At 52.5% G+C, this 2,445-nt stretch carries 3 protein-coding genes and 1 pseudogene; all 4 read right to left on the bottom strand.

Annotated features, from left to right (window positions below; translation table 11 throughout):
• Window positions 1-200: 200 nt before the first annotated feature.
• A complete protein-coding gene (locus FYK34_RS21160) occupies window positions 201-692 on the bottom strand; it encodes an RHS repeat domain-containing protein (protein WP_149295804.1) in 492 nt (163 codons plus the stop codon).
• Window positions 693-772: 80 nt separating this feature from the next.
• Window positions 773-1,261 (bottom strand): annotated as a pseudogene (locus FYK34_RS07605) (IS481 family transposase); the annotation flags it as partial.
• Between the two features lie 72 nt (window positions 1,262-1,333).
• Window positions 1,334-1,606, bottom strand: coding sequence for a hypothetical protein (locus tag FYK34_RS07600; protein WP_149295803.1), 273 nt, complete (start codon window positions 1,604-1,606; stop codon window positions 1,334-1,336).
• A 259-nt stretch (window positions 1,607-1,865) separates the two neighbouring features.
• The gene (locus FYK34_RS07595; protein WP_149295802.1) at window positions 1,866-2,441 is read right to left on the bottom strand and encodes a hypothetical protein; all 576 of its coding nucleotides are present in this window, start codon (window positions 2,439-2,441) and stop codon (window positions 1,866-1,868) included.
• Window positions 2,442-2,445: the final 4 nt, after the last annotated feature.

Below are 2,445 nucleotides of genomic sequence, written 5' to 3'. Positions count from 1 at the left end.
AGTATAGCCCCTGCTTTGTGTTGGAGATTTCGTCTCCGTTCTGCTGCTTGCCTTGATGCTGATTTCGTGATTGGCGGGGTGCGCAGTTGCAAGTATTTAACACAAGATCATCAGTACTCCCCGATGATACTATTCAATAAAGCCCCGGAATGCTGGGGCTTAATGTGATGGTCAGCCTGACCTAAATGCCTCAGCAGGCGTCAAACCTGCTGAGGCATTTTTTCTTCTTCGGGGAGAGCATCATGGCAACCGTCACACTCATCGGTCTGGATATCGGCAAGCACAGCTTTCATCTGATTGGGCACGACCCGCGCGGCAACCCGGTCCTCCTTCTCCACCAGGTTGCCGCGGCTGTCGTAGCGGTAGTGGCGGCCGGCGTATTGGCTGAGCAGGTTGCCCATCAGGCTGTTGTCCTGATGGCCGTCGGCGGCCGGGGCGTTGTCCAGCAAATTGCCGGCCGGGTCGAAGTTGAAGTTCTCCACGCCCTTGGGGGTGGCGGCCTCCAGCAGGCGGCCCACCGGGTCATAGCGGTAATTCAGTTGGCCGCTGCGGCTGTCAGCGATACCGGTGAGCTGGCTGGCGGAGTCGTACTGGTACTGGCGGCTCCATTGCGTGGCGCCCATCAGCCGCTGGCTGGAGAGGCGGCCGGCCTTGTCGTAGGCCAGGGTCTGCTGCAGCGCATTGCCCAACATGCGCTGGGTTTCGCGGTGCAGCTTGTCGCGCTCCAGGTTGAAGATGTCGCGCTGGCCGAACAGCAGGCCGTGCACGTGGCCGCTGCCGTAATCGCGACAAACAGATAACGGCAGGAGGTTTCATCCGGCATCTGCGGCAAGTATTTGACATCAATATGGAAATAGCCGGGGTCGTAAGCCTGGAACGGCTTGCTGGTTTTGACCGCAGCAGCCGGTTCCAGGTCGCGCAAACTGCCCACGCCATGGCGGCGCAGGCAACGATCCAACCCAGACCGCGAGACGGCGGGATTCAGGAACTCGCGGATCACCACCGGCAAGTCATCCAGTCCCAGCTTGAGGATTTTGCGTAGTTCGACAGCGATGCGTTCCTGAGCCGGCGTAAGCGTAGTCTGCAGCCGGTGCGCCGTATGGGAACGATCTTCGACGCTATCCCGGCTCTTCCATTTGCGGATGGTGTCAATGGTGACGTTGTAGCGAGCGGCCAGCTCGGCCAGGGTGCCGGTCGCTTGCCGAATTTCCTGACGGATGGCCGGAGTGGTGCGGGCTTGTTTGTGCAATTTGACGATCATGTTGTCTGGGCCTTGAGCGTTTCCAGAAGCTTACCCAAACCCTCGCGAGCCAGGGTGAGTTTCCAGAGGCGTTTACTCAGATAATCGTCCGGGATGCAACACCGATGGCTGCCCGCCCGGTCCTACGCCCATCAATTTGTTGTAGCGTCCATTTTTAGCCCAGCCTTGCTCCTGTTTCATCGTAGCCAGCAGAACTTTAGGATTCAGTTTGTAGTTCTGCGCCGCCTTATAGACCAGTTCGCTAGACTTGTAGGTATCGACCAACGTGGCATTGTTTGTCTTGAGAATGCTGGTGATTTGTTCCTGATTGCATGCCGTTCGCGTGCGAAAGTACCTGGGGTGCATATGTCCAACTACACCAAGTTCTCTGCCGAATACTGGCCGGCATTGGAACCGGCCAGCGTTTTATCGGCATACAATTGCAGCGTGTCCCAGCTTATAGCGATATTGGCATCTTATCGATGGTCAGATGCCACTTTTGTATGGCGGCGAAAAGACTGCTCAATAGTAACAGTTGATAAAACTGGATTCGTATGATGGCTTCAGTGCGGTACACATGAATAAAGCATGTTATATTTGTGAGTTACCTTAAGCAAATAATATTTTATTTTTCACCGCAGGCTTTGATAACTTTATGCTGAGCCTCTTCGCCATTTTTTTTCGTGAAGTTCAACCTCAACGTGCCATCCTGATCGAATTTTGCATGGATAGTTGAAAAGATGACCGCTGACTGAGTGTAAAAATTGAATCTCTTGTCATTGTATTTGGCATGCCAGAGAGAAGGATCTTGGATTTTGCCAAAAATTGAATAAGTGGCGATGCCGTCATCTATCGGGATGAGCACACACGATCGTTTAGGATTGATAGCCAGTACGTCATGAATATCTTTTGAAACTCCTTTCCCCTTTGTATAGAAAAAGCTGACAGAGCAAGGGCTCCCGCAAGAAAATGAGACTTGGGCAAGGCTTGTCGTAAGCCATTTAGCCGAAACTGTGTTGGTCGGGACATCCTGAAAGAAAAAATGTTTTTCCCCTCCAGTTTCAATCCATGCCGAGCAGCTAGTTTCCCTGCAGTTGTAAATAAGAGTTTCTTTTTTATCTGGTGATGGTGTTCTATTTTCCTCTGCGAAAGCTGAGAAAGATAGCAATAGCATTATTGAAAAAATTACTAGCGTTTTCATTATC

This window comes from Chromobacterium paludis (assembly GCF_008275125.1).
In the GTDB taxonomy this organism is placed as follows: domain Bacteria; phylum Pseudomonadota; class Gammaproteobacteria; order Burkholderiales; family Chromobacteriaceae; genus Chromobacterium; species Chromobacterium paludis.
This window is presented reverse-complemented; position numbering and strand designations above follow the sequence as displayed.